The 20,823-nt window shown below is 36.2% G+C and carries 21 protein-coding genes; 7 read left to right on the forward strand and 14 right to left on the reverse strand.

The features are described 5' to 3' along the window. Positions 1-706, reverse strand: a 706-nt coding sequence (flgH, locus tag CYP51_RS03175; protein ID WP_072594280.1) for a flagellar basal body L-ring protein FlgH, incomplete at its 3' end; no start/stop codon positions are given. A gap of 68 nt (positions 707-774) precedes the next feature. Here flgH and pta point away from each other — a divergent pair. Beyond that, positions 775-2,142 (forward strand): phosphate acetyltransferase, encoded by a 1,368-nt coding sequence (gene pta, locus CYP51_RS03180; protein WP_103624350.1) that lies wholly within the window; start codon positions 775-777, stop codon positions 2,140-2,142. 1 nt (position 2,143) lies between these two features. Continuing rightward, positions 2,144-3,337: an acetate kinase gene (locus CYP51_RS03185; RefSeq protein ID WP_103624351.1), complete on the forward strand. Its 1,194-nt coding sequence runs from the start codon at positions 2,144-2,146 to the stop codon at positions 3,335-3,337. Between the two features lie 92 nt (positions 3,338-3,429). Here CYP51_RS03185 and lpxD read toward each other — a convergent pair whose 3' ends face one another. The 12 genes from lpxD to CYP51_RS03245 all read right to left on the reverse strand — a co-directional run bounded on the left by lpxD (position 3,430) and on the right by CYP51_RS03245 (position 15,956). Continuing rightward, complete coding sequence (lpxD, locus tag CYP51_RS03190; protein ID WP_103624352.1) at positions 3,430-4,383, reverse strand: UDP-3-O-(3-hydroxymyristoyl)glucosamine N-acyltransferase; 954 nt, start codon at positions 4,381-4,383, stop codon at positions 3,430-3,432. Further along, positions 4,383-4,844, reverse strand: a complete 462-nt coding sequence (ilvN, locus tag CYP51_RS03195; RefSeq protein WP_223154204.1) for an acetolactate synthase small subunit — start codon at positions 4,842-4,844, stop codon at positions 4,383-4,385. The genes lpxD and ilvN overlap by 1 nt, the downstream gene beginning before the upstream one ends. Before the next feature lie 2 nt (positions 4,845-4,846). Next, positions 4,847-6,541 carry an acetolactate synthase large subunit gene (locus tag CYP51_RS03200; protein WP_180997730.1) on the reverse strand — a complete coding sequence of 565 codons (1,695 nt, stop codon included), beginning with the start codon at positions 6,539-6,541 and terminating at the stop codon, positions 4,847-4,849. 270 nt (positions 6,542-6,811) lie between these two features. After that, positions 6,812-7,819, reverse strand: a complete 1,008-nt coding sequence (gene mnmH, locus CYP51_RS03205; protein WP_103624354.1) for a tRNA 2-selenouridine(34) synthase MnmH — start codon at positions 7,817-7,819, stop codon at positions 6,812-6,814. After that, positions 7,806-8,288 (reverse strand): HIT family protein, encoded by a 483-nt coding sequence (locus tag CYP51_RS03210; RefSeq protein WP_103624355.1) that lies wholly within the window; start codon positions 8,286-8,288, stop codon positions 7,806-7,808. The genes mnmH and CYP51_RS03210 overlap by 14 nt, the downstream gene beginning before the upstream one ends. After that, positions 8,288-9,073 (reverse strand): indole-3-glycerol phosphate synthase TrpC, encoded by a 786-nt coding sequence (gene trpC / locus CYP51_RS03215; RefSeq protein ID WP_103624356.1) that lies wholly within the window; start codon positions 9,071-9,073, stop codon positions 8,288-8,290. The genes CYP51_RS03210 and trpC overlap by 1 nt, the downstream gene beginning before the upstream one ends. Continuing rightward, complete coding sequence (locus CYP51_RS03220; RefSeq protein ID WP_219809028.1) at positions 9,070-10,305, reverse strand: tetratricopeptide repeat protein; 1,236 nt, start codon at positions 10,303-10,305, stop codon at positions 9,070-9,072. The genes trpC and CYP51_RS03220 overlap by 4 nt, the downstream gene beginning before the upstream one ends. A gap of 8 nt (positions 10,306-10,313) precedes the next feature. Next, positions 10,314-10,679, reverse strand: a complete 366-nt coding sequence (locus tag CYP51_RS03225; protein ID WP_103624358.1) for a YkgJ family cysteine cluster protein — start codon at positions 10,677-10,679, stop codon at positions 10,314-10,316. Beyond that, complete coding sequence (locus tag CYP51_RS03230; RefSeq protein ID WP_103624359.1) at positions 10,676-11,383, reverse strand: tRNA1(Val) (adenine(37)-N6)-methyltransferase; 708 nt, start codon at positions 11,381-11,383, stop codon at positions 10,676-10,678. Before CYP51_RS03230 ends, CYP51_RS03225 begins: the two co-directional genes overlap by 4 nt. Beyond that, positions 11,380-13,632, reverse strand: a complete 2,253-nt coding sequence (locus CYP51_RS03235; RefSeq protein ID WP_103624360.1) for a vesicular transport factor Uso1p — start codon at positions 13,630-13,632, stop codon at positions 11,380-11,382. The genes CYP51_RS03230 and CYP51_RS03235 overlap by 4 nt, the downstream gene beginning before the upstream one ends. Before the next feature lie 2 nt (positions 13,633-13,634). After that, the gene (locus CYP51_RS03240; RefSeq protein ID WP_103624361.1) at positions 13,635-14,591 is read right to left on the reverse strand and encodes an NAD(P)/FAD-dependent oxidoreductase; all 957 of its coding nucleotides are present in this window, start codon (positions 14,589-14,591) and stop codon (positions 13,635-13,637) included. A 24-nt stretch (positions 14,592-14,615) separates the two neighbouring features. After that, positions 14,616-15,956, reverse strand: a complete 1,341-nt coding sequence (locus CYP51_RS03245; RefSeq protein WP_103624362.1) for a class II 3-deoxy-7-phosphoheptulonate synthase — start codon at positions 15,954-15,956, stop codon at positions 14,616-14,618. A gap of 145 nt (positions 15,957-16,101) precedes the next feature. Here CYP51_RS03245 and rarD (CYP51_RS03250) point away from each other — a divergent pair, with 145 nt between their 5' ends. The 5 genes from rarD (CYP51_RS03250) to CYP51_RS03270 all read left to right on the forward strand — a co-directional run bounded on the left by rarD (CYP51_RS03250) (position 16,102) and on the right by CYP51_RS03270 (position 19,641). Then, positions 16,102-16,989: an EamA family transporter RarD gene (rarD, locus tag CYP51_RS03250; protein ID WP_021091407.1), complete on the forward strand. Its 888-nt coding sequence runs from the start codon at positions 16,102-16,104 to the stop codon at positions 16,987-16,989. A gap of 16 nt (positions 16,990-17,005) precedes the next feature. Further along, positions 17,006-17,860, forward strand: a complete 855-nt coding sequence (gene rarD / locus CYP51_RS03255; RefSeq protein WP_258032778.1) for an EamA family transporter RarD — start codon at positions 17,006-17,008, stop codon at positions 17,858-17,860. Then, a complete protein-coding gene (locus tag CYP51_RS03260; protein WP_103624364.1) occupies positions 17,853-18,305 on the forward strand; it encodes an aryl-sulfate sulfotransferase in 453 nt (150 codons plus the stop codon). Before rarD (CYP51_RS03255) ends, CYP51_RS03260 begins: the two co-directional genes overlap by 8 nt. A 291-nt stretch (positions 18,306-18,596) precedes the next feature. Then, complete coding sequence (locus CYP51_RS10215) at positions 18,597-18,818, forward strand: helix-turn-helix domain-containing protein (RefSeq protein WP_103624365.1); 222 nt, start codon at positions 18,597-18,599, stop codon at positions 18,816-18,818. 4 nt (positions 18,819-18,822) lie between these two features. Then, a complete protein-coding gene (locus CYP51_RS03270) occupies positions 18,823-19,641 on the forward strand; it encodes a restriction endonuclease (RefSeq protein WP_103624366.1) in 819 nt (272 codons plus the stop codon). Between the two features lie 16 nt (positions 19,642-19,657). Here the strand turns inward: CYP51_RS03270 and CYP51_RS03275 are convergent. Next, positions 19,658-20,823, reverse strand: a 1,166-nt coding sequence (locus tag CYP51_RS03275; RefSeq protein WP_180997729.1) for an Eco57I restriction-modification methylase domain-containing protein, incomplete at its 5' end; no start/stop codon positions are given.

Consider the following 20,823-nt stretch of genomic DNA (forward strand, 5'->3'; position numbering starts at 1 on the left):
AAAATGGCCAGATAGCTTCCATAAGCCTTGTGCCCCAAGGTTTTTTGGTAGATTTGTCTAGCTCACCCTCTGTTTTATATAAAATTTTAGCGTCAGCTATATATTTTGAGTCGATTTCATTGTTTTGCGAGATGTCGTAAGGTCTGATGACGCCACTTACTTGCATGATCTGCTTTTCGCCGTTTATAAGTAGCTCGCGGCTACCTTCTATGAAATAGTTGCCGTTATTTAGTATTTTTATGATCCTAGCTGAAATGGTTGCGGTAAATTTCTCGCTTCTATTGCTCGTGCCACTTCCTGTAAATTTATTGCCACCACCTGCTTTAAAGCCGATGTCGCCGTATTTGTTTAGATTATCAGCTATATTTGAAAGTGGAGCGGCTCCAGCCGTAAATACACCGCCACCAAGCGAAATGGTACTATCTTTATTTGTACTTTTGCTACCAGTTGAAGTTTGGCTTGCATTTTCTGAGATAACGATAGTCACGATATCATTTACATTCATCGCTTTTCTGTCTGAAAATAGCGGATTCTCGCCCTTGCCAAAGAGGCTGCCGGCGTTACTTTGTCCGGTACCACTATCTTTTGAAGGGAGTTGCTCGACATAAACTGGAGGTTTCATATTGATATGAGGATCAGCACTTGGTGTGCAGCCAGTGCAAATAATGCCCGCAGATAAGACGAGCCAAATCGTTTTATGGTTCATAAAAAATGCCTTAAAATAAGTATCTTTGTGCTAAAATTAAGCAACTTAAGTTCCTAAAAAGGTCGCAAATGAAAAGTTGTTACGTTTTTACAGACAAAAATTTAGCACATCTGCAAGAAATTATAGCTACAAAATTCAAAAAAGTTGAGATTTTTAAGATAATCCCAGATGAAAACGATAAAAATAACTTAATAAATTCAAATGAAAAAGAATTTTTTCTAAAATTTATTGATAAATTTGAAGAGCTAAAAGCCAAAAGCGACTTTGTCATAGTCCTTGGCTGTGAGAGCTTTAGTGTCTTTGGCAAAAGCGAGCTAAATTTAAAGCTAGCTAGAAATTTAAACACGCCAGTCTTTGATGAAAATGCAAGCGAGCTAAAAGCACTAAATCCAAACTCAAAGCTTCTAATCACCGATAATTTTGATGAAATTTTGAGCTACAAAGCAGATATCATCACACCATTTAAATTTCAAAGCTTGCTTCTAAAAAGAGCTAAAATGTCAAACAAAACCGTCGTTTTACCAGAGAGCGACGATGAGAGAATTTTAAAAGCAGCTCACATCGTATTAGAAAAAGGGGCGGCAAATATCATCTTGCTAGGACTTAAAGATGAAATTTCAAAAAAAGCGGCCGCTTTGGGGCTAAATTTAAGCAAAGCCAAAGTGATCGACCCAGCACAGAACGAGCTAACAAAGGAATTTGCAAAGAAAATTTATGAGCTTAGAAAGCACAAAGGCGTGGATGAAGCCAAGGCAAACGCACTTGCAAAAGATAAAATTTACTTTGCTACTATGCTAATTCACGAAGGCTTGGCCGATGCCTTGGTAAGCGGCGCTACGATGAGCACAGCTGATACGATCCGCCCAGCCTTGCAGATAATAAAAACAAAGCCAAATGTAAGTGTGGTAAGTGGGGCATTTTTTATGGCGCTTGAAGAAGAAATTTTGCTTTTTGCCGACTGCGCCGTCACGCCAAATCCAAGCACAGATGAGCTAGCTAGTATCACGCTAAGTAGTGCTCAAACAGCAAGCGCCTTTGGTCTTAACCCAAAGATCGCCATGCTAAGCTACTCTACGGCTGATAGTGGAAGTGGGCCTGATGTAGAATTTATAAAAGAGGCTACTAAAAAGGCGAGCGAGCTTGATGTGAATTTAAAAATCGCAGCACCTATTCAGTTTGACGCAGCCATTGATCTAAGCGTGGCTAGTAAAAAGATGCCAAACTCAGAGGTTGCTGGGCATGCAAATGTCTTTATCTTTCCAAATTTAAACTGCGGAAATATCTGTTATAAAGCAGTTCAGCGAAGCGCAAACGCTCTAGCTGTGGGTCCAATACTTCAAGGATTAAAAAAGCCAGTTAATGACCTAAGTCGCGGTTGCCTCGTTGAAGACGTGGTAAATACTATCTTAATCAGCGCCATACAAGCAGGAGAATAATATGAGAATTTTGGTTTTAAACTCAGGTAGTAGCTCAATAAAATTTCAACTTTTTGCAATGGGTACCAAAACCAGTCTAGCAAGCGGTCTAGTCGAGCAGATCGGTAGCAACAGCTCAAGAGCGGCACTAAAAGCAAATGGCGAAGTTTATGAGATAAAACGCTTTATAAAAGATCACCACGACGGACTTGAGGCGATGAACGAGCTCTTTGTTACCTCACACACTCTGCACGATCTAAGTGAGCTTGACGGCATCGGACACAGGATAGTGCACGGCGGAGAGAGCTTTTTTAGCTCAATGATCGTTGATGAAAGCGTCATCAAAAAGATCGAGGAGATAAGCCCACTTGCCCCTCTTCACAACCCAGGGCACCTTGCTGGCATCAAAAATGCGATGAAAGAGAGTAAAAACGTGCCTCATGTGGTCGTTTTTGATACGGTTTTTCACCAAAGCATGCCAGAGTACGCATACCGCTACGCCCTACCCTACGACGTTTGCAAGACTCATCATATAAGAAAATACGGCTTTCACGGCACTTCACATAGATATGTTTGCAAGCAAGCAGCCAAAATGCTTGGCATAGAGTTTGACAAATTTAACGCCATCTCACTTCACTTAGGCAACGGCGCCTCAGCTTGTGCTGTGCAAAACGGCAAAAGTATCGACACCTCAATGGGGCTTAGTCCACTTGAAGGGCTCATAATGGGCACAAGAAGTGGCGATATGGACCCAGCGGTGGTCATCTACTTGCTAAATATCGGTGTTTTAAAATGGAACGAGATCGATAACTTTTTAAACAAAAAAAGCGGACTTTTTGGAATTTGTGGCTCAAGCGACATGAGAGACGTCGTAGCTAAAATGGAAAATGACGAGCGTGCAAGGCTTGCGTTTGATATGTTTTGCTACCGAGTAAAAAAATATATCGGCTCATACTACGCCATTTTAGGGCGCGTAGATGCGCTTATATTTACCGGCGGTATCGGCGAAAATGCGCCAAATACAAGACAAAAAATTTGTGATGATCTAAAACATCTTGGCATTCACATAAATCACGATCTAAATTTTTCAAGCGAGAGAGGCGAAAGGTGCATAGATGATAAAGATGCCAAAATAAAAACACTCATTATCCCAACAAACGAAGAGTTGGAAATAGCTATAGAAACGGCTAGGGCAATAAAAGAAAGAATACTTTAAAGAAAATCTGTTTGATTGCAAAGAAAGCTTTAATGACTTATCTGTATACTCAAAAAAGAGCTTTTGTAGGTAAATCCCACAAAAGCTTTCAATTAATTTTTCTTAAAAAATCTCAAAATTTTTGCTTGAAATTTAAACTGCTCCGAAAGCTCCATTATCGGATAAGCTCCGGCGTATTTTTTACCACCTAGCAAATTTTTACTAACACCACCACGTGCTGCGATCTGCGCGAAGTCACCCACACTCACATGTCCAGTCGAGCCGCTTTGCCCACCCATGACGACGTTTCTGCCTAGTATCGTTGAGCCAGCAAGGCCAGTTTGTGAGACGATAAGGCAGCCGTTTCCAAGCTCGCAATTGTGCCCTATTTGAACGAGGTTGTCTATCTTTGTGTAGTTTGCGATCACGGTACTTTCAAAAACACCACGATCTATCGTCGTGCAAGCACCGATCTCGACATAATCGCCCAAAACAACATTACCATTGTGATAAATTTTCACATGCTCGCCAGTTTTTGTGTGTGCATAGCCAAAGCCATCACTTCCAATCACACAGTTTGCCAGCAGGTGACACTCATTTCCAACCACACAGTCGTTGTAAATGACAACATTTGGATGGATTATGCAGTTTTTGCCAATAGTCACATTATCACCCAAAAACGCTCCAGCCATTACTACCGTATTTTCGCCTACGCTCACATTTGAGCCTATGTAGACATTTGGCATTATCTTTGCACTCTTGGCAATATTTGATGGCTTTGGCTCACAAAAAAGTGGCTTAGCATAATCTTTACTAAGCAAGGCAAATGCAAGGTGCGGGTTATCACACACAAGTGCGACCATACCAGCTGGCACCAAGTCTAAAAGCGATTTTGTCACCAATATGGCTCCAGCGTTTGATGTGCTTATAAATTTTGCATTCTTCTCGCCGTCGCAATATGTTAGCTCAGCTTTATTTGCATTTTTTAAAGAATTTAAGGCAAAAATTTCTATATCTTCTCCGCTAAAAGTAGCATTTACTTTTGAGGCTATTTCACTTAGTTTCATCATATATCCATTATCACAGATCCGCCACGAACGACGTCAACTGGGTTAAATTTCTTTATTGATTTTAAAAAGCTCTCGATCCTACTCGCATCGTCAGCCACCATGACAACGATGTAGTTTTCGTTTGTATTTGTAACGATACCATTGTACGACTTTAGTATCGCCTCAAGACCGGCAAAATTTTCACCAAGCGGAATTTTCACTAGCGCCATCTCTTTTTCGACGAATTCGCCGCTTTCTATGACTTTATACGTTGGTATGAGCTTGTGAAGCTGTTTTACGATCTGCTCTAAAACTCTCTCGTCACCGCTTGTTACGATACTTAGCCTTGAGAAGTTACTCTCAGGTATTGGAGCAACGGTGAGCGTATCGATATTGTAGCCCCTGCCCGCAAAAAGCCCAGAAATTCTAGCCAAAACGCCGTGTTCATTTAAAACTATAACCGAAATCGTTCTTCTGATACTCATTTTTCTTCCTTGCTCTTTAATATCATATTATAAATCGCGGCTCCAGCTGGAACCATAGGAAGCACATCCTCAAAGCGGTCGATCCTAACGTCGATCATCGCTGATTTTTTGCTATCGATCGCTTCTTTTAAAGCCTTTCTAAACTCATCCTTACTCTTGCAAACAAAGCCAACTCCGCCAAATCCTTCAGCGATCTTTACAAAATCAGGCTGCAAGCTAAGATCAGTTGATGAGTAGCGTTTTTCATAAAAAAATGTCTGCCACTGACGAACCATACCTAAGAAGTTGTTATTTAAAATGATATTTATAACTGGCATATTTATCTCATGAGCCGTCATTAACTCTTGGATATTCATAAGTATTGAGCCATCGCCTGTAAAATTTATAACAAGATTGTCTGGTTTTGCACATTTTGCGCCGATCGCTGCAGGGAGGCCAAATCCCATTGTGCCAAGTCCACCACTTGTGACAAGCTGTCTTGCTCGGTTAAACGGATAAAACTGCGCCACCCACATTTGGTGCTGTCCGACATCTGTTGAGATTATCGCATCAGCTCCTGCTATCTTTGCGGTCTCTTCGATAACCCATTGCGGTTTTAAGACCTTGTCGCTATCTGTGTAGCCAAGTGGATTTAGTTTAGAATATCTATCTAAAATTTCTCTCCAAGGGGCGTAGTTTTCAGGCTTTGCATTGACTTCTTCATAAAGCTCGGTTAGCACGTTTGTAAGATCGCCAACGATTGGAAAATGGGCGTTTATGATCTTTGAAATAGAACTTGGATCGATGTCGATGTGAATTATCTTTGCATGTTTGGCAAACTCATCCGTCCTACCAGTGATCCTGTCACAAAATCTAGCTCCAAGCGAGATGAGAAGGTCGCACTCGCTTAAAGCCATATTTGAAGCATAGCTACCATGCATGCCTGCCATGCCTAAATTTAGTTCATCTTTTGCGTCAAGTACGCCAAGAGCCATCAGTGTCTCGACTGCAGGAATACCTGTTTTTTGCATAAATTTACGGATGATATTGCTAGCTCCAGATGCGATCGCACCACCACCGATGTATAGAAGTGGTCTTTTAGCTTCATTTATCGCAACTGCTGCCTTTTTTATCTGTTTTGAGTTGCCTTTATAGGTCGGCTTGTAACTTGGGATAGAAATTTCTTTTGGATATACAAAATCACCAAGCTTTGATGTGATATTTTTTGGAATGTCGATATGAACTGGTCCCGGGCGGCCTGATCTTGCGATATAAAAGGCCTCTTTTATAATACGAGGTAGCTCTTCAACGCTATTAACTAAAAAGTTATGCTTAACACAGGGGCGTGAAATACCGACTGCATCGATCTCTTGAAAAGCATCTGTACCGATCATAAAAGTTGGCACCTGACCGCTTATAAGCACGATTGGAATACTATCGCTATAAGCTGTTGCAAGGCCAGTGACAGCATTTGTAAAGCCAGGGCCACTTGTCACAAAAGCAACGCCGACTTTACCGCTAACTCTAGCGTATCCATCAGCCGCGTGAACGGCTGCTTGCTCGTGGCGAACCAAAACGTGTTTAAAATAAGTCTGCTTATATGTTTCGTCGTAGATATTTAAAGCTGCACCGCCAGGATAGCCAAAAACTATCTCAACGCCCTCTTCGTGCAAGGCCTCGCTTATCATCTGTGAACCAGAAATCTGTTTTATCATCACTTTAGCCTTTTGATAAATTTATCGCAGATTATATCCCAAAGCATTTTAAATCCATTTTAACTTTCTAGCGAAATTTAGGTATTGCTTTGATTTTCTTGAAAAATTTTTAACTATTTTAGAAAAATAATACAAAATATTTTACATAAAATTAAACATATTATTTTTAGTAAAATTGATAAATTTAAGTGAGCAAAGATTATAAAATTTTAAGAGCTAAAGCTCATTTGTATAAATTTTAGGCTTAATTTTTTAATTAAAATAAGCCTAAAATTTTGCTTCATTTTTTATATCATTTAGCTTCTTAACGGCTTCGTCAAAGTTATCAGAATTTATGAAAACATTAATATTTTCATTTTTCTTATAGACTTTATCGTAGTATTTTGTGAGTAAAATTTCAGCTACTTTGGCAATGTTATTTTCATTAAATTTAGCCACAGCTTCATCTCTAGCTTTTTTATCGATAAATGGTGAAATTTTCTTCATACACTCTTCAAAAAAAGCTTTATCCACACTTTTATAGTCATCTACTATACAAGAAATTCTTTTTTCTAAACTTGCACTTACTTCAACATTTATGCCACTACGCATCGCCTCATAAAGACTTTTTGGCAAACTTAACGAGCCGATCCTTATGCTCTCACCCTCAATAAAGCAAATTTTATCTTCTAGCATAATGAGCTTTTCAAATAACGCATCTTCAAAGCTTTTTTGGCTTGGCTGCGCGCCGTTTATCGCTCCAAATACCGAGCCTAAATGATTTGCCATAGCTTCAAGATCTATCGCTGGAGTTAGAGCTCTTATAAGCTTACTTTTGTAGCAACCAGTATTTCCAAAAAGAGTGATAAATTTTATGCTCAAAGGTCGATTTAGAAATTCTAAAACGTGATTTCTATAAGCTTTATAGCCACCACTAAGCCTAAAAACTCTATATCCTATCATGCTTAACACAAAAGCCACTGATCCTGACCTAAGTCCGCCTCTGGAACAGTAGATACCAATAGCCGAACCAACCCTGCATCTTTTATAGACTTCGTCAATAATATTTTGTAAATTTTTACAAATGTATTTTGCACCAAGGCTCTTTGCTAGGGATCTATCGCTTTTATAAAGCGTGCCTACCTCTTTGTGTTCTGCGTCGTCAAGCGCATATAAATTTATGGCATCTTTTATGTGTGAATATAAAAATTCATGTGGTGATCTTGTGTCTATTAAAATTTCAAAAGAGCTTCTTTTCTCTAGCCACTGCTCTACATCAAGCTCAAATAACGGCACTAAATGCCTTTTTTAGTTTCTCAAAAAGCGGATAAAATGGCGTGCCATTTACTCTCACATCAGAGATAGTGGTTATAAAATTTGTATCTCCGCTCCACCTTGGCACAAGGTGATAATGCACGTGCTCAGCTATGCCAGCTCCTGCGGCCTTGCCTAAATTCATACCTATATTTACGCCATTAGCATAAAGCTCTTTTTTTAAAATTTCAACTCCAAGCCTTACAAATTTACTCATCTCAAACCAAGTCTCATCGTCAAGCTCTTCGATCTTATCGGTGTGTTGATTTGGTATTATCATAAAATGCCCTGGAGAATACGGATATAAATTCATAATCCCAAAACAATGTTTAGCTCGAAAAAGTACGCCATTTTTATCATCATCGTCTGAGTTTATAACATCACAAAAAACACAGCTATCTTTTTTAGCACTAAAGTATTCGCTTCTCCAAGGGGCACAAAGGTGCTGCATTACTCGCCCTCCTTTATCTTTTTGACGGCATTTTTTATATCATCTTGTCTCATAAAATGCTCTCCTATCAAGAAAGCATCTACGCCTATTTTACTTAGCTCTCTAAGCTGTTCATGCTCGTAAAGACCGCTTTCAGCGACTATTATCTTGCCATTTGGCAAAAGTGGTATAAGCTTCTCACAAAGGCTCATATCCATCGTAAAATCATCTAAATTTCGGTGATTTATACCTATTATATTTGCTCCTGCAAAGATAGCTTTTTTCACATCACTCGCATCGTGAGTTTCAACCAAAACTTCAAGACCTAAATGATGAGCGTAGTATAAAAGCTCTTTTAGCTCGTTTTGAGTTAATGCTTTTGCGATAAGCAAGATAAAGTCTGCCCCATAAACAAGAGCTTCAAGAATTTGATACTTGTCAACGATAAAATCTTTTCTAAGGATCGGCCTTGATGCGTAGCGACGAACCTGCGTGATGTACTCGATGTTGCCTTTAAACCAATGTGGTTCAGTTAATATACTAAAGGCATTTGCGTATGGCTCGTATTCCTGAGCGATTTTTATAGGTTCAAAGTCTTCTCTTATTACACCCTTACTTGGGCTTGCTTTTTTGATCTCGGCTATGATTCTTATAGGCTCATTTTGACTTGCTCTAAGTGCATTTAAAACATCTCTTGGTACGTATGGATTGTACGCTAGAGAGCGACCAAGCCACTCCTCAGGGAAGTCTGCTTTTCTTTTTTCAAGATCATCTTTAGTCTTTTTTATTATCTCATCAAGTATCATTTTTTAAGCCTTTTATTTAGATTTATTATACAGCGCTCTATTAGGTGCAAATGCTCTTTTGCTTCTTTTGAAGTCCTAAAATCAATATCTTTCATCGCGTGCTGCATAATGCCCTTTGCCTTTTTGCACTCACCAAGCTTAAAATATCCCCACGCTAGCGAATCCTCATAATAAGGCGACTCAGGCGAGATGGTAAGTGCCCTTTGCACAAGCTCTATACCCTTTCTAGGGTCAATATCATGATCTATCAGCAAGTAGCCATAATAGTTAAAAAACATATCATTTTCTAGCTTTGGCACACTAGCTTCAAATTTATCTAAAATTTCAGCCATTTTTTGTTCGTTCAAGGTATCTTTATTCATCTCGTATTCGTAAATCGCGGCTTTTGCTAAAAAATTTAAATCCCTGCTATCGTTATAAATTTTAACAGCAAGTATGTATGCGTCACCAAAATTACTAGTTGCCGCATAAAGATCCATAAGCGCCATATCGTTGTAGCTATATTTTTTTAAAATTTCAATTGCTGCTTTGTAATTTTTATCATAGATAAAAAACTGCACGATCTTATCAATATACGAAGTGTCGTGACTTAGCTCATAGAGCTCTTCAAAAAGTTCGATCACTTTTGGGAAATTTCTTTGCTGGGAGTAAATTTCAGCCAAAAGCTCGCAAGTCTTTAGCGTGCAACCTTGTTCATCTCTAAATTTCTCAAGATATTTTGTAGCGTCTTTTATCTTATCCATGCGATTTATCAAAATATCAACGATGCGGAGCAAATTTTCTTCTTCTTGCTTTAGTGAGTATGCCTCTTCAAAGTATTTTAGTGCAGTCGTTGTTTCATTTTGCATCATACAAATTGTGCCAAGCATGAGTAAATTTTGGGCATTTGGCTCTTTTGTAGCAAGCTCTTGCATTAAACTTTTAGCCTCATTTAGCTTTGAAAGATTTACTAAATTTGCCACCTTTATACGGATAAAATCGCTATCGTCTTTTAAGCTTTTTTCGCCTTCATTTATCAAAGCGTCTAAATTTTCATTTTTTGTAGCAAAGGCGAGCTTGATCGCCTCTTTTAAATAAGCTTTTTGATTCGTATCTTTAAAAATGTTTGAGTAAGCTTGAATGCTAGCATTCACATCTCCACTATCTTGAAACAATAAAGCCTGCATTAGGCGTAAATTTATACTTTTATTATCGTCAGCCAAAAGTAGCTGAGAGTTAAAAAATACGCTCATAAAAAATACTAAAATTTTACGCCAATGCATTCTGCTTTTAGCTCCTTTAAATTTTTTTTAAAATAATTCCAAAACGGAAAAGTCCTACATTGCTGTGGCCTTAGCTCATAAACTGAGCAGTTTTTATTTTTTTCATCAAAAAATACACAAGCAAAGCCATCTTCATAGGGCTTCTCTTTTATGCTACACCTTAGCCCAACTCTTATTAAAAACTGCTTTTCAAACTCATCTTTGCTCATATGAAGTGCGGTGCAAAATTTTGAAATTTCTTCTTCATTTATCCAGATGTAGCCACTCTCTCCCGTGCAACACTTACCGCCACAGCTCTCGCAAAAGCTCGCATCAAACTCATAATTAAAGCCTTGCACCCTCACGCTAGCTCCTGATAATCGACGCTATTTGTATCAGCTTTTTTAAAAATTTCAATCGCCTCTTTTGTATGTGAGCCATTTTTACTCATCACTAAAGGCGGAAAAATTTTTAGCTTTGAGTTTGAATTATTTCTTACCTCAAATAAGGCCAAATTTGCTGGTTTATCAGCCTTTGTATGAATAAATTTTAGGCTTACTAAATTTAGCTTAAACTCTTTTAGGCACGCTACAATCTGACCAAGATCATCAGGTGCATAGCAAAAAAATGCCCTTTTGTGAGGCTTTAAATTTACACTTATAGCTTTTATAAAGTCTTTTAAATCCAAAGAGCTTGTGTATCTACTAGCCTTTATATGCTCATCTTCGCTTTGTTTCGTACCCTCGTGATAAAATGGAGGATTTGATACGATGAGGTCAAATTTCTCGCTATCTTTAAATTTTGCAAAGTCAGTATTTATAATTTCTGCTTTCAGGTTATTTTGGCTGGCATTAAATTTAGAAATTTCACCATTTATCTGCAAGATATCAAGCAAGCTTAGGCTAGAATTTTTAAAGTCGCGTTTAAGCAAAAGCCCAAGTATCCCACATCCTGCGCCAACGTCTAAAATCCTGCCTGAAAAATTTTTCAAACTTGAGCTTATAAAATCATAAAGTACCAGCGTATCGCTGTTGTAGCGATAGCCACTTTTTAGCTGAGCCAAGATCATCTATAAACCTTGATAATAAAGCCGCGCGTGACATCTTTCACGATCACTTCTGAGCTAAAGCTGATCCTTGCAAAATCGCCAAATTCCTCTTTTATAAGCTCGGCTGCTGCCTTTGCGCGCTCTTTACCAACGCCATAATTTACATAGTTGTTTAGCCTGCCAAGATCATCTTTTTTGATGCTTTGAGCCACATTTGATGGGATGACAAAATTTTTCTTATCTACGATCGGAATTATCTCATAAAGGTAGTTTGAGTTAAATCTTTGCAAAAATTCGCTCACTCTATTCTTACACATCACGCTAATCTTATCTTTTGCGTCCATGTCATCACACTCAAGGCTAGAGATCAAAACTAGCTTTGTTGGCGTCTCTGGTTTAGTTGTCGCCTGTAAGATATTTTTTAAATTCACATTTTCATTTTCAAGCTCATCTTGCCTATTTAAATTTTGCTCGATATCTTTTTGAAGTTCGATGATTTTGGCATTTACTGGACTTCCTTTTGCGCTAGATGAGCTAAGTTCGTTTATTTTAGAATTTAACCTTTCAATCGTCTTATTGCTCTCGTCTAACTTATGTTTTGCACTTTCAAGCTCATTTTGTAAGCTTAGTAAATTTTTACCACCACTTTTATTGCTATCAGCAAAAAGAGCCGACGTATCAGCTATCTTCTTTTGCAAAATATTTATTTGCTGACGCAAAATTTCATAGTTTTGCATATCGATCTTTAGCGTTCTTTTTTGAGCTTCTAGCTCACTTTGCTTTGCTGCTAGCATTTGGCTTGTTTGCGTGAGATTATTTTCTAGCTCTTTTATCTTTTCATCTTTTAAATTTATCTTTGCACTTAAATTTTTCAACTCGCTGTCATTTAAACCAAGCTTTTGGGTCTGCAAAGAGATAGTTTGATTTTGCTCAAACAAAGTTTTTAAAATTTTATTCGTCTTTGTATCAAGCGTCTTTAGCTCATCTCTTGCATTTTTAAGACTTTCTTCACTTAAATTTAGCTTTTTATTTAGCTCACTTAAACTTGTATTTGCATCTAAATTTTGCTTCTCTAGCTTTTTATTTATCAAATTTACCCGTTCAAGCTCTTTTTTAAGCGAATTTATATTTTCATTTGCGAGTTTATTTTCCTGCTCGCTTTTAAGATTTTTTTCTTTTAAATCATTAAAACTTTTATGAAGTGCCGCAAGAGAGGCATTTAGCTCTAAATTTTTACCATTATAGTTTTCAACTGCCAAATCTTTTGAGTTTAAATTTTTCTTTATCTCATCAAGTTCATAAATTCTATCTTTTAAGGCAGTTTGATTTGATTCAAGTGCCTCCTCAAGATCAATTATCTTATTTGCCTTTTTTGAAAGCTCATCCTCCATAACACTCTTTTGCGTTTCAAAGCCATCAGTTAGTGCATTTATCTCTTTTTCGTAGCTAAATTTTTGTGTCTTAGCGTCACTTTTTGCTCGCTCGATCTCCTCTTTTAAAAGCAGAATTTCTTTTTTTTCGTTTTTATCTTTTTCATTTTGAGTATTTTCATACTCTTTTATTAGTGCGTCTTTTTGAGCCAGTGTCGTATTTAGCTCTATATTTTGCTCTTTTAAAGCTGTGTAATTTTCCTCAGCTGCCTCTTTAAATTTAGCAAAATTTGCTTCGATATCTTTTACCTTACTTTCATCGCCATTTTTTGCCTCATTTATCGCATTTTCAAGGTCTATTATCTTTTTTTCATAGGCTTTTGAGCTCTCTATCATATCAGCTTGAGCTTCATTTAGCCGTTTTGTGAGAGTTTGTATATTTTCAAAGTGTTGTGCTTCAAGCTCGCCAAGCGTCTTTTGGTTTTTCTCAACTATCTCATTTTTTTCATTTTCGATATTTTTTTTCATCTCTGAAATTTTGCTTATAAAGTCTAAATTTTTCTCGCTGATATCGACATTATCAGTAGCTAAAATTTTATTTTTTTTACTTAGCTCACGAACTTGTTCTTGAAGTTCATTTATATCATTTGATAAATTTTGATCGCTCGTTTCAGTAAAATTTTGGATATAGCTTTTTGGAGTTATATATCCGCCATATTCGTAAAGATCGTCTTTACTGATGTATTTTTGTTTCTCTTCTTCTGGCAAATTATCAAAATTTATAGAATAAATCGTTTGATTAGTATCTTTTGGCGTCTCATCTTCTTTTGGAGATTTAAAAAACGATAGGCAAAAGCCAGCTATCAAACAAAAAATAGCTAGTAAAATTTTATTTATCAAGCTTATACCTTGCCCTTTAAAATGTCTTTTATGACGTGATGAGCGTGATTTAGAGCAACGACTATTGAGCCGCCATTTTTTAGCACGATGTCACCGCCCACATAAAGTCCTGGTACGCTACTTTGGTAGTTGCTATCAACTATTGGAGTGCCTTTTTCATCGATTTTTATCTGACATTTTTGTAAAAAATCAACCGGACTTGAGCCACCTATTGCATAGACAACTCTGTCATAAACGCGAATTTTGCCATTTTCATAATGCACTCTAACTTTGCCTGATTCGTTATCTATCTCTTTTATATCGTGATTTAGCCTAACTTTTATCTTGCCGTGCTTTTCTAGCTCCCAAAGTGCGCTTAAATTTGTCTCATTTACGCGGCTAAAATTATCTTTTCTATAAGCGATTGTGGTTTTATTGTATTGGCAAAGCTCGATCGCATACTCAACTGCTGAGTTTCCGCCACCTACAACAAGCACTTTTTCGCCGTTTGTACAGCTATCAAGGTTAAAATTTACAACCGCGTTTAGTGAAGGCGGAATTTTATAATCAGGCTTATTTGGTCGTCCCATTTTGCCAATTGATATCATCACATTTTTAGCTTCATAGACGGCTTTTGAGGTAGTTACTTTAAAATTTTCTCCATCTTTTTTCACGCTCTCTACTTCAGAATTAAAAAAAGCTTCAATCTTTTCAGTATCAAGCAGCTTATCAAAATAATCAAGCGTGCTCTCTTTCGTGCCATCCTCAAATGAAACTACGCCATGTATCGTACTATCTTGCCCTTTATACTCTTTATCTACGCGTTTATTATCTTTATAAAATTTTCTTATCGTTTGGCTGTGATTATCGCCTTTTTCAAGAAGCAAAACGTTGTTTAAACCATTTCTTTTTGCCTCAACTACGCTAGCAATTCCACAGGGTCCGCCACCAACAACAATTAGATCATAAACATTTACCATCTTTTTCTCCAAATTTTATAAATTCTAAGCTTTTTTAACTAGATCAGCCATCAAAAATGCAAGCTCAAGTGCCTGATCAGCATTTAACCTTGGATCACATTGTGTTTCATATCTTTGCTCAAGCGAACTTTCAGTGATATTTAATGCCCCACCAGTGCACTCTGTCACGTCTTGACCTGTCATCTCAAGATGTACGCCGCCAGCCCTTGTGCCCTCAGCTTTGTGAATTTCAAAAAAGCTTCTAACTTCGCTTGTTATCTTGTCAAATTCTCTGGTTTTATAGTTATTTGAGGTTTTTACAGTGTTGCCATGCATCGGATCGATACTATAAACGATATTTAGCCCTTCTCGCTTTAGCTCTCTTAAAATTTTTGGTAAATTTTCGCCTATCTTATCAGCGCCCATTCTGATTATCACATTTAGTCTGCCAGCTTCATTTTCTGGATTTAGCTTATTTACAAGAGCGACGATGTCCTCAGCCTTTGCACTTGGTCCGATCTTTACACCGATAGGATTTTTCACACCACTTAAAAAATGTACGTGAGCATCATTTATACCACGCGTTCTTTCACCTATCCAAAGCATATGAGCCGAGCAGTCATACCACTCACCGCTAAGACTATCAACCCTAGTCAATGCCTCCTCGTAAGGTAGCAAAAGTGCCTCGTGAGATGTATAAACCGCGGTTTGATTTATGACTGGCGTATTTGCTGAAGTGATGCCACAAGCTGCCATAAATGAAAGCGTCTTTGTTAATTCATCAGCTAGTTTTGCGTATTTCTTGCCGATCTCTGGCTTTTTGACAAAGCCTAAATTCCACTTATGGACTTGATGAAGGTCGGCCAAACCACCTCTTGAAAAAGCCCTTAAAAGGTTCATCGTAGATGCACTTTGATAATACGCCTCTATCATGCGTTTTGGATCAGGTACTCTTGCCTTTTCGTCAAATTCAAAGCCATTTATAATGTCGCCTCTATAGCTTGGAAGCTTAACGCCATTTACCTCTTCAAAATCGCTACTTCTAGGCTTTGCAAACTGCCCTGCCACGCGGCCCACTTTTACCACTGGGCAGCCGCCAGCAAAGGTTAAAACTATCGCCATTTGAAGTAAAACCTTAAACATATCTCTGATGTTGTTTGCATTAAAATTTGTAAAGCTCTCAGCGCAGTCGCCACCTTGAAGCAAAAATGTCTCGCCATTGCAAACTTTTGCAAGTTCTTCTTTTAAACTTCTAGCCTCGCCAGCAAAGACCAAAGGAGGAAGTGATTTTAATTTTTCTTCGACCTCTTTAAGCTCTTTTAAATCTGGGTAATTTGGTTGTTGCAAGATATTAAATTCTCTCCAGCTATCGCGGTTCCAAGTCATTTATTTTCCTATCTTTTTTGCCTTAAATTAGACGCTGATTATATCACGGCAAACTTAAAAAATAAAAGCCATTAATGGGTTATTAAAGATATTTTGCCTACAATCGCTACTTTAAATTTACCCAAAAAAAGAGAAGATTTTTTTCATGATAAAAGGCATTTTTTATTCGCTTTTGGCATCAGTTTTATTTAACTGCATCTACTACATGTCAGTGCTTATGAACCCCATCAGCACGCAAGCTCTTGTTGGATACCGCATGATCTTTGCCATGCCTTTTGTCATCGCAGCCATTTTTTTGTTAAAACAGCAGCGAAATTTCAAATTTTTACTTCTAAAAATAAAGCTAAAACCTAAAATTTTACTAGTTTTACTAGCTACCTCGCTCATTGTCTCATTTCAGATGTGGCTCTATCTCTGGGCTCCAAGCAACGGATCAGCGCTAAAAGTCTCTATCGGCTACCTCATCATGCCAATAGTCATGGTCCTTTTTGGACGGATATTTTTTAAAGAGCACCTCTCTAAAACAAAGCTAGCCTCGATATTTTTTGCAGCCCTTGGCGTCTTTAGCACAGCTATACTAAGCGGCGGCATCTCGTGGGAGAGCGCTGTAGTTTTTTGCCTTTATCCAGTCTATTTTGCCATTAGAAAGTACTACAACCTTGCAAATTTCTCAAGCTTTGTTATAGAGATAATTTTTATGTTTTTATTCTCATTTTATTTTGCGCTCACAGCCGATATGAACTACGTGATGAGCCAAAATCCAAACATCTACTATCTGCTCATCTTGCTTGGTGCTATCAGCGGCATAGCCCTCATCGCCCAGATCCTCTCAAGCACGCTCGTGCCGATAAATGTACTAGGTTTGCTTACATATTTTGAGCCTATAATGATGCTTTTTGTCTCATTTGCTATCGGCGAGAGACTGGAGAAAAGCTCATACTTTTTAATGATCTGCCTAGCCATCTCGGTCACACTTTTGATGATAGATAGTATAAATTCTATAAAAGGCGACAAAAATACCAAGACTAAATGAGAGCCAAAAAGGCGTTATTCTCGCGCTTAGCGCCTTTTTTATGTGGGGGGTTTTGGCGGTTTATTTCAACCTCTTTAGCAAAGATGTCGATGCTTATGAAATTTTAGCTCATAGGGTCATTTGGTCATTTTTCTTAATGGCTGGAGTGCTTTATTTTAGTGGCAAAATGGGCGAAATTTTTACTTTACTTAAAGATATTCGTTCGCTAAAAACCTTATTTTTGAGTGGTATATTTATCACTACAAACTGGGGCGTTTATGTATATGCTGTTAGCAATGGCAAAATTTTAGACACAAGCCTGGGCTATTTTATAAATCCACTAATAAGCATGCTTCTTGGTGTTATCATCTTTAAAGAAAGGCTAAATAAAAGCGGAATTTTAGCCATTTGCATAGTCGTTTTAGCCATTAGCGTACAAATTTATGCTCAAGGCGGATTGCCATTAGTTTCCATCATCTTGCCGCTTTCATTTGGATTTTACGCAGCAGTTAGAAAGATGGCAAAGATTAGCGCATTTAACGGGCTTTTTATAGAAACATTTTTTATGTTCCCATTTGCACTTGCTTATGTCCTTAACATAGCATTTTTAGACAAAAGTCATTTTGGACTAAATGAAGACTCACTTTTAATGATCGCTTCAAGCATCGTAACCATCGTGCCGCTTGTCGCTTTTAACGCAGCGGCAACAAGGATAAATTTAACAACGATTGGCTATTTGCAATACATCTCGCCCACCATCGCGATCCTTTGTGCGGTCTTCATTTACGGCGAAAATTTAGACGGCTACAAGGTCATCTCGTTTTGTATGATCTGGCTGGCACTTGCGATAATTAGCATAGATAAATTTAGAAAAAGGAGTAAAAATGAATAATGTGACGATTTATTTGCTGCTTGCGTTTTTTGCAGCGCTCATTTTATATTTTCAGATACAAAAACTAACCAGAAAGCTCGACGAAGAGGGAGCGGTGCCAGCTTATCAAAAGGCTGCGCAAGAGGTTTTAGAAAATTTAAGCAATGCTGAGAAATATCCAAAATTTTGCAACGTAATATTTAAAAAAATAAACGCCTTAAGGCAAGATATTTTATTTGAAGATGCGTTAAATAGTGAGTCTGAAAAAGATAAAGCATTAGATACCTTAGAGCAAATAAGAGAAAAATTAGAAACTTTATCAAAGCAAGAAAATTTAAGCTGGGAGAGCGAACTCTTTGCGATCTTGGACGAGCTTGATGGCTTTGTAAAGATAAATTTAAAAAACGGTGAAGATAGAGCTGAAGAGCTAAGAGAGGAGCTAAAGAGAGAATTTGATGGGTTGTGAAAGGACATTAAAAGCATAAAGTTCTAAGGCAACCAAAGATAATTTAAAAAATACAATAGAAAAATACTTTTTAAAACTATTATTCCAAATATATATTCTTATATTAAGATCATGCTATTTTTAATTTTGTATAATATACATAATCATATTTTATTTTATACAAACAAGACCATAAGTACTAAAATGCTGTATATTTAACAGTTACAGAGTATATTTTAGTTTTATTTTACCAAATAATTGCAGACTATTGTCTGTTGATAAAAACTTTATATATTGAATAATATAATTCTTATGAATGATAAAGAAATACAATTACTCAACAATCTAGCAAAAAAAATAAAATTCAGAAGAATGGAACTAAATTTATCCCAAGAAACACTAGCATATAAATGTGGTCTAGATAGGACATATATAAGTCTAGTAGAAAGAAGCAAAAGAAATCCTAGTTATCTGACATTATTTAAAATTTCTGAAGGGCTAAATATCGATATTAAAAATTTGATAGGAGAATAATAACATGGATATACAAGATGCTATATCAAATTTTAAAAAACTAATAGAAGATTCAATAAGAAAAGATGGAAGTAATGGCATAACGGCAACAATAAGGTCATCAGAGCCAATTTTTAAAATTCATGAAGCTGTTAAACATGAATTAATATCAAAAGGCATTAATAAAGATTTAATATGTCCATCAATTGGTTCAAATTCGCCTGAATTAAAACTTGCTGGAAAGCTTAAACAAAAAGACCAAGATATTTGCATTAAACCAAACAATGTTAAAAAATGCCAAGAAAAACTCACAGAAAAACCTTTGGATGGCATAAAAGATGAGTACGGAATTGAATTTACTAGAAAAACATTAGTAATTAATGTAAGAAGTCAGATTTCAAGTATTCAAAAAAATTTTGATACACTTTTTGAAAGAACTTATGCTGAGGCACTAAATTTACATGCAAGATGTCCGGATATGGTTTTAGGAGAAGTTTACCTTTTGGCTGTACCAGAATATGACACCAAAGCATTTAGTAATAAGTTAGTAAAATTTAAAAAAAAGAATCAAGAACTTGCTAAAAAATATATAAAATCTTTTCAAGCAATCACGAATAGAAAAAGTACTAAAAAAGACTATTATAAATATGAATCAATTTGTTTATTAATTGTAGATTTTAGTCAGACACCACCAAAATTTTACAATACCACCAATGAATTGGAGACAGATGGATTACTTCCAAAAAACTCAACTCTTAAATATGAAAATTTAAGTTGGGGTGATTTTTTTAATAAATTGTTAAAGATTTATCATAATAGATTTAATATTTCAACAATTAAATAATTATAAAAAATAAAAATTATCTATTTATAATTTCTTCTAAATCTTTAAAGTCTATTTTATATAAATTAGCCAAATACTGATTTAATTCCGATCCTGACTTGTTTAATATAAAATCTTTATCTTTTTTATCCAATTTTGGAATACAAAACAACTCTATGAAATTTTTTTGGAAACATTGATAGTTTCCATCCAACTGAAAAGAGGTAAGTTTTGAATAATAGTCCATTATGGATGAATTTAATATCTTTTGCAAAATTATTATATTAATTTCTTGGTCATTTGTTTTTTTTACTTTTGGCTTTACAGAATAACCATTACAAAACAAAGAATCTGTTTTGTCCAACATAAAATTAGGTTTACTGGAAAATGTTTTTGTTAATAATTTATAACCAGGGGCTTCCATTCCTTGTGTTCTACCCCATTCATAAAAATTCTTTAAACCTTTTTTTGTCTCAGATCTTCTTTTGAGCAATTCCTTATTTTTTAACAAGTATTTGTAAGCTAGCGGAAACAACTCTTTTAAATCATCTTCATTATATGCAATATACCTATGTTTTACTTTTTGATAAGGAAATATAATTTTTCTTGTTTTGTTCAAAATGGATTCTTCATTATCTAATTCAGAAATTTTAATTGCCGATTTTAATACTCCTTCTTCTAAGTTTAATGGATTATTATCATCAACCAAAAAAATAGAATCCTTTAATGTCGCAAAACCTACCTTAATGTCAGCTATCTCACCTAATCTATAACCTATTGTTTCTATTTTGTTTATATTGTCTAAATGTTTTTTAGGAGCCATTCTCCACTTTTCGCTATTTAATGCTTTTATATTAATTTTTGAAAAATTGTTTTTTTCTAAATCATTTATCGGGTCCAAAGCCCACATAAAATTAAATTCTTCTAATTTTTGGCTATTCTCTAAAAATATTAAACAGGTATATGCAGATACATTCTTAAAAATTTTTGTATGTAAAAAATCAATAATTGTATGAATACATTTATTGTTTTGCAAAAACTCTCTAATTTTTTTTGAAGCAAGGGATGTAAAAAAATTATTTTGCGTAATATATCCAAGCATACCATCTTTAGACAACAACTCTTTTCCAGAAATTAAAAATAACATTGCTAAGCTAAAACTACCATTTGTAAAATTAGAATACTTTTTAATTAATTCTTTTC

The sequence above is a fragment of the Campylobacter concisus genome, from assembly GCF_002912895.1.
Lineage (GTDB): Bacteria > Campylobacterota > Campylobacteria > Campylobacterales > Campylobacteraceae > Campylobacter_A > Campylobacter_A concisus_G.

Excerpts from the sequence above, each read along its gene's own strand:
- rarD (WP_021091407.1), top strand. The coding sequence starts at position 16,102 with ATGATAAAAGGCATTTTTTATTCGCTTTTGGCATCAGTTTTATTTAAC.
- CYP51_RS03230 (WP_103624359.1), bottom strand. The coding sequence starts at position 11,383 with ATGATCTTGGCTCAGCTAAAAAGTGGCTATCGCTACAACAGCGATACG.
- trpC (WP_103624356.1), bottom strand. The coding sequence starts at position 9,073 with ATGATACTTGATGAGATAATAAAAAAGACTAAAGATGATCTTGAAAAA.
- CYP51_RS03240 (WP_103624361.1), bottom strand. The coding sequence starts at position 14,591 with ATGGTAAATGTTTATGATCTAATTGTTGTTGGTGGCGGACCCTGTGGA.
- CYP51_RS03210 (WP_103624355.1), bottom strand. The coding sequence starts at position 8,288 with ATGCAGCACCTTTGTGCCCCTTGGAGAAGCGAATACTTTAGTGCTAAA.
- CYP51_RS03245 (WP_103624362.1), bottom strand. The coding sequence starts at position 15,956 with ATGACTTGGAACCGCGATAGCTGGAGAGAATTTAATATCTTGCAACAA.
- CYP51_RS10215 (WP_103624365.1), top strand. The coding sequence starts at position 18,597 with ATGAATGATAAAGAAATACAATTACTCAACAATCTAGCAAAAAAAATA.
- CYP51_RS03270 (WP_103624366.1), top strand. The coding sequence starts at position 18,823 with ATGGATATACAAGATGCTATATCAAATTTTAAAAAACTAATAGAAGAT.
- lpxD (WP_103624352.1), bottom strand. The coding sequence starts at position 4,383 with ATGAAACTAAGTGAAATAGCCTCAAAAGTAAATGCTACTTTTAGCGGA.
- CYP51_RS03260 (WP_103624364.1), top strand. The coding sequence starts at position 17,853 with ATGAATAATGTGACGATTTATTTGCTGCTTGCGTTTTTTGCAGCGCTC.
- CYP51_RS03185 (WP_103624351.1), top strand. The coding sequence starts at position 2,144 with ATGAGAATTTTGGTTTTAAACTCAGGTAGTAGCTCAATAAAATTTCAA.
- CYP51_RS03220 (WP_219809028.1), bottom strand. The coding sequence starts at position 10,305 with ATGAGCGTATTTTTTAACTCTCAGCTACTTTTGGCTGACGATAATAAA.
- pta (WP_103624350.1), top strand. The coding sequence starts at position 775 with ATGAAAAGTTGTTACGTTTTTACAGACAAAAATTTAGCACATCTGCAA.